The following is a 6,611-nucleotide window of genomic DNA, read 5'->3' as shown; positions in this document are numbered from 1 at the left end:
GCTGGTCGCAACGCGCCGGCAGCGCTTTGTCCTGCTCCGCGGGCCCGCAGGCAGCGGCAAGACCACGACTCTGGTGACATGGCGGCAGGCGTTGCTCTCCTTCGATTTCGACGTTGCGTGGCTTTCGCTGACCGAGGACGATAACAATCCTGCGCGTTTCCTCGACTGCCTGCTGGCCAGCCTGGCAGAAGTGGATCCCGCAATTGGGTGCGAAGTCGCGCTGCTATCGGGAGAGGACTGGGAAGCATCGAAAATCGAGCACCGGATGATCATGCTCGTCAGCGGCGTTGCCCGCCGGTCGCGCGAACTGGTGCTGATGCTGGACGACGCCCAGCATCTGACCCATCCGCTGGTCACGCTCGCGCTGCAACACCTGGTCGACTATGCGCCCGCTCATTTCCATCTGATCATCGCCTCTCGAAGCGCGCTGCAACTTTCCCTATGGCGCTTCGAGTCTCAGGGCCAGTGCAGCGAGTTCGACCTGCGCGATCTGCGCTTCTCGCCTGCCGAGTCCGAGCAGTTTCTACGCGACCAGCTAGGCGAGATCGATCCGCGCGACGCGCAGGTTCTTTACGAGCTGACCGGCGGCTGGATTGCTGGCCTGCAGTTGTTCGCGATGGACCTGAAGAGTCGTCGCGACGGGCGCTATACCTGTATTCAAGTGCGGGATGTTCGCGCCTTTGCGGAATATTTCGAGCGCGAGGTGCTCACCCGACTGGCACCGGGCGATCTTGAGCTGTTGGCATGCCTCTCGATCTGCGACCGTTTCTGTCCTTCGTTATGCGCAAACCTGATGGGACAACCGCATGCCGTTGTACGCATGTCGACTCGACTCGTCGATCTGGAGGCCGAAAATCTATTTCTCGAACAGGTGAGCGGACGCGACCGCGAAACATGGTACCGGCTGCATCCGCTACTGCGCGAGGTACTGCAGGCTCGGGTCGCTGCGCTTTCGGAAACTGAACAACGTGCTCTACACGCAAAGGCCTGGCGCTGGTTCGACCAGCATGGTTTTGTCGATGAAGCCGTGCGTCACTCGGTTCTGGCCGACGAGCCGGAAGCCGCGGCCGATATGGTGCAGGCGTGCGCGCAGGCACTGGTAGCACAGGGCGAACTGGGTCAGATTGCGGGTCTGCTGCGGCAGCTACCGCACAACGTGATCGAAGCGCGATTCGATCTGCGCCTTCTGGCCGCACACCTGCAACTGGCAGCGCGCAATCTCGACGTTGCCGAGCGGTCCATCCAGTCAATGCAAGTCGACGCTGCGCATGGCGGCCTCGATGACCATCAACGCTTTACGCTAACCTTGTTGCGCGGCCTTGTCGCACTCCAGCGCGACGACACCGACACGTTGGCAGTGATTCTGCCCGAGCTGCAACGGCCGCCTGCAAATACCGATGACTTCAGGCTATCCGGGTGCAGCAGCATCATGTCCTGGATGTATATGTACAGGGGCGAATACGAAACCGCGCGCGAAGTGCTCAAAGACGGCACCCGTCGCGAGGGCGCACCTCGTGTCGACCTGCTCGCGCGTTGTCTGACCGGGATGAGCCACGCGCTGGAAGGCCGGATGGTCGTCGCGGAAGGCATTTACCGTGAGGTGCTCAAGGACGCCGAAAAATACGGTGCGGCGTACATCGGCGCCACTTGCATGGCGACAGGCTTGCTTGGCGACGCCTTGTATGAGCTCAATGATTTCGATGCCGCGCGCACGATGCTTGAGGAACGCGTCGACTTCATGGAACGTGTCTCCATTCCAGACATCGTCCTGAGCGCGTTCGTCACGCTAGCCGCTGCGCACCGCCTCGCGCGGCGGCCGCTCGAAGCATATGCCTACATAGAACGGTTGGAGGACTACGCGCTCAAGTATCGCCTTGACAGGCTGCTTGCTCACGCCCTTCGCGAGGCAGTGCGCTGGAGCCTCATGCAGGGCGAGCCGGATCAGGCTGACGCCGCGCTGAAACGCGCTGAAGCACTCGGTGCCCGGTATGCCGATGCGACTCGTGGCACCGCGCTGGAGATTCGGGTCGCTACCCAGCGCGCGCGAATCGATATGTCTCTGCACCGAAAGGCGTTTGACGACGCCCGTTCGCGGCTTATTCCACTCGTTGCAATGTCCGAAGAAGGTGGGCGATGGCGGCGTGCGGCGAGCCTGCGTGTGCAACTCGCCTCGGCGGAGCTGGCGCGTGGCTCGAATCGCGCGGCCCGGGACAATCTGCTGGAGGCCATTCATATTGGGCATCGTCTGGGATTGCAACGAACGCTTGTCGACGCTTCGCCGGGTCTGACTGAATTGTTGGAAATAGTCTTCCAGAAAGAAGCGCTTGATCCGGTCCTGGCGTTTTACGTCCAGCGACTTAACGCGTGTGTCGACTTGGCTAACGGGGGGTTGACGGTCGCACCCGCGACCAGTTTGGCCAGTGGCATGACAGCGCTTAGCGAACGCGAAACCGAAGTGCTCGAACTTCTCGCGATGGCCATGCCAAACAAAAGGATTGCGCGCGTGCTCGGTGTGGCTCCCGAGACCGTGAAATGGCATTTGAAGAACATCTACATAAAACTCGGCGTCACTGGGCGCGACGAAGCCGCAGCCCGTCTGCGGGATTTCTCGGGCGGCATTCCACCTGTGCAGCCCCGCTGAGAAACCCGGCTTCCACCATGGACGGGGCATACCGCGTCGAAATTTAACGCCGTGCATGCAGACATTGCACATCAGCGATCTTGAAAATAAAGCCCCAAGGGCCAAAGCCAGCATGGTGCCTCGCGATCCGTTGGGGATTCTCCCCGTGGGCGGGATTCGCGCGCAGGACTGCCGCGCTCCTTGATTGACGCCGTGTCGGCGGTCTGGAGGCGTTGTCCTCCACAATACGTCCACGCCTGACCGAACGCGCGCAAACCCCTCAGAACGTTGCCCGCCCCCCCAAGACGGGTGGCTTGCTTGCGAAAACGCCTCATGCATGATCAAAGCATTGATGCGTTGCTTCGCGTGCCCCCGAACGGTTGGGTGAACAAGCGAGCGACGCACTTCCCCTTTCTGCGAGGAGTAGTAGATGGAAGTTATTCGCCGCGTCTATCGTGAAGATCACGAGCAATTCCGCGTATCTGTGCGGCGCTTTATGGAACGCGAATGCGCGCCACGCCAGCAAGCGTGGAACAAGGAGGGCGAGGTTGATCGTGAGACCTGGCTAAAGGCGGGGCGCGAGGGCATGCTGTGCACGACCTTGCCCGCCGAGTACGGCGGCGGCGGCGGTGATTTCGGCCATGCGGCGATCCTCGCGGAAGAGCTGGCCTATGGCGGCGTGAGCGGATTGTCGATCGGCCTGCACTCGGACATCGTCGCGCCCTACATCAACCGGCTCGGCACTGAAGAACAAAAGATGCGCTGGTTGCCGAAGGTCTGCGCCGGCGAAATCATCCTTGCCATCGCCATGACCGAACCCGGCGGTGGCAGCGACCTGAAGTCGGTGCGCACGACGGCCGTGCGCGAGGGCGACGAATACGTGATCAACGGCAGCAAAACGTTCATCACCAACGGTTGCGTCTCCGACCTGGTGCTGGTCGTGTGCAAGACCGATCCGGCAGCCGGCGCGAAGGGCGTCAGTCTAATCATGGTGGAGACGAACCGGGAGGGTTTTCGCCGGGGGCGCAAGCTTGAAAAAGTCGGCATGCACGCCCAGGACACCGCGGAACTGTTCTTCGACAACGTGCGGGTGCCGGTTGCCAACCGCCTGGGCGAGGAGAACAAGGGATTCATCTACATGATGCAGGACCTGGCCCAGGAGCGTTTCATGATTGCGGTGAACGCCGCCGCCAAGGTCGAGCGCCTGCTGGAACAGACACTGGAATACGTGAAAGACCGCAAGGCATTTGGCCAGACCGTGTGGGACTTTCAGAACACCAGGTTCAAGCTGGCCGATATAAAGACACAAGCCGTGGCCTTGCGCACCATGGTCGATTACTACATCGGCGAACACATGCGGCGTAAGCTGACCGCCGAAGAAGCGGCTGTCGCCAAGCTTTACGCGAGCGAAACCATGTGGAAATGCATCGACGACATGGTGCAATTGCACGGCGGATACGGCTACATGCTCGAATACCCGATTGCGCGCGCCTTTGTCGATATGCGGGTATCGCGCATATACGGCGGTACCAATGAGGTCATGCGCGAACTCATATCCCGCAAGCTCTAGTTCTGAATTGACCCTTCGGGCGCGGTGTCGCGTGTCTCACGTGGCCGCTCTCGCCTGGCGCTTGCGTCCAGGCGCGCATTGATTATTGACTCAGGGGGCACGAAAACATCGCAACCGGGCTGCCCAGCATTGGCGCGAAGTGGGTGGCCATGTGCAGTACGCGCGTGCGACTGCGTGTTTTCAACTTCAGTACGCCATGCATCAAAATCTCTTGCCCTCCAAGCTGTCTCCGCCCCGTCCGCCTCCTTTTCAATTGCCGCGGGCGCAATTGGATGAGCGCATCAACGACGCCGGCGATGTGCGTCTGATTGTGCTGCGCGCGCCGGCCGGGTTTGGCAAAACAACGGCCATGCTGCAGTACGCGGCGCGACGGCAAGCGGCCGGTGCTGTTATCAGGTGGCTCAATCTGGACGCGTCTGACAACGATCTTGGCCGCTTCCTTGCACACTTCGATGCGGCGATCGAGCGTGTCGCGCCGCGCGTCGGCACGGCTTCCGGAGAACCGGTCCTGCTCGAACTGATCGACCGCGTCGCAGCGTCCCGTGCCACTTTCACGATGTTTCTGGATGACTTCGAGGTTGTCGAAAGCCTTGCTGTGCTGGATCTGATCCGGCAACTGGTGGATCACCTCCCATCTGGCTGGCAAATCGTGATCGGCTCGCGTGTCGTGCCTGGCCTCGGTTTGGGCCGGCTGCGCGCGCGCGGTCAGTTACTGGAAGTCGGGCCGGGGCAGTTACGTTTTTCATTAGAAGAAACCGCTGAATATCTGCACAACCGACGCGGCCTCACGCTGGGCAGCAGTGAACTGGGCCGACTTCATAAGGTCACCGATGGTTGGGCCACAGCGGTCTGGCTGGCTTCCCTGGCCCTGGAAGGACATGACGATCCGGGAACCTTTCTCGCGACTTTTTCGGGCTCCCATGCCGCGATCACGGAGTATCTGGCCGAAGACGTGCTTGTCAGATTACCCGATGCACAGCGCGAATTTCTGTTGCGCACGAGCGTGCTCCATGAACTCAGCGCCCCTGTCTGCGATGCCCTGCTTGGACATACCGGCAGCGCCGCGCTGCTCGCGGAACTCGAGCGTGCAAACCTCTTTCTGACGGCGTTGGACAATCCCGGTCATTACCGGTACCACAGTCTTTTTCGGGAATTTCTGCACGCGCAGTTGACTCAGGTTGATCCTTCTGCGGTACCCGTTCTCCACAGACGCGCCTCGCAATGGTATGAAGGCGAGGGGCGACCGGTGCCTGCCATTGAGCATGCATTGCGCGCACGCGACTACGACGGCACCGCACGCCTGCTTGGCATTCACGCGCAGCGGCTGCTGGATCTCGGCCGCTTCCGCTTGCTGGCCCGCTGGCTCGACAGCTTGCCTCAGTGTCTGTTCGATACCCAGTGCAAGCTGAATGTCGTCCGCGCCTGGGCACTTATTTTTACGCATCGTTATGCGGATGCGCAGGCGCTCGTGGGACGCATAGACGAAACCATGGAACGGGACGAAGCTGGCGGGAATATGGAACTGCGGGCTCACATGCTTGCGCTGCGTCCCATGCTGCTGGTGATGACAGATCAGGCCCATGGGCTTGCCATGGGCATCGAAAATCACGCGCGGCTCGATCCCCACTACGCATTTCCATACGGTCTACTGACCAATCTGATGGCGAAGCTTTACGCTGCACTTGGGCGCCATGAAGAAGCGCGTGCGTTGCTGGACCAGGCGCGCCGTTCGCACATCGAAATCGGCAGTACTTTCAGCCTGGTGATGGCCGAAGCGCTGGAAGGCACGATCAGTCTGAGGCAGGGGAGGCTGCAAGACGCCATCGCACGCTTTCGCCTGGCGACGAACAACATGTCCGACGATGTCGGGGGTCGGGCCACCGGCAGCGCGCCGTCTGCCATGCTGTTCGCCGAAGCATTGTACGAAGCCGGCCACCTCGACCAGGCCGGGCAGGTCCTGACGATCTACATGGCGCTGGCGCGGGAGTCAGGGGGAAGCGGCCAGATGGTGCGAGGTTACATCACGCAGTCGCGACTGGCATGGCAACGCGGCGAGCCGGACCGCGCTTACGGTGTGCTGAGCGAGCTGGAATTCATCGGCCACGGCCAGAACCTCGGTCGTCTCGTCGTCAGCGCAGAGCTCGAGCGTTCGCGACTGGCTTTGATTCAGGGCAATGCGGCCGCTGCCGCGGCGTGTTTGCGCCGAGCCGAAGCCCCGGAGTTGTGGAGCCCGGAGCGAGCGGTTCCTGTTCCATTGCATGAGGTGGAGACGCTGGAGATGGGCCGCCTACGGTTGCGCGTGCACGGTGCGGACGACGGTCAGGGAAGCGCCGCACTTGCCAACCTGCTGGCGGAGTTAGCTGTTTCGATCGACCAGCTCCATGCGCAGCGCTGCCAGCGCCTGGCCCTTCGGCTCAGCCT

3 protein-coding genes are annotated in these 6,611 nt (G+C 61.5%); all 3 read left to right on the top strand.

Going from position 1 to position 6,611, the window contains the following annotated elements:
* The coding region (locus tag WCA53_RS19140; RefSeq protein ID WP_423914144.1) for a LuxR C-terminal-related transcriptional regulator at nt 1–2,641 on the top strand (2,641 nt) is incomplete at its 5' end.
* A gap of 409 nt (nt 2,642–3,050) precedes the next feature.
* Complete coding sequence (locus WCA53_RS19135; RefSeq protein WP_423914141.1) at nt 3,051–4,190, top strand: acyl-CoA dehydrogenase family protein; 1,140 nt, start codon at nt 3,051–3,053, stop codon at nt 4,188–4,190.
* Nucleotides 4,191–4,458: 268 nt separating this feature from the next.
* A partial coding sequence (locus WCA53_RS19130) for a LuxR C-terminal-related transcriptional regulator (RefSeq protein WP_423914136.1) occupies nt 4,459–6,611 on the top strand: 2,153 nt, incomplete at its 3' end.

The organism is Caballeronia sp. (assembly GCF_049581465.1).
Classification (GTDB): Bacteria; Pseudomonadota; Gammaproteobacteria; order Burkholderiales; family Burkholderiaceae; genus Caballeronia.
Note: the sequence above shows the minus strand (reverse complement) of the source record. Positions and strands in the feature narration are given on the sequence as shown.

Excerpts from the sequence above, each read along its gene's own strand:
- WCA53_RS19135 (WP_423914141.1), top strand. The coding sequence starts at position 3,051 with ATGGAAGTTATTCGCCGCGTCTATCGTGAAGATCACGAGCAATTCCGC.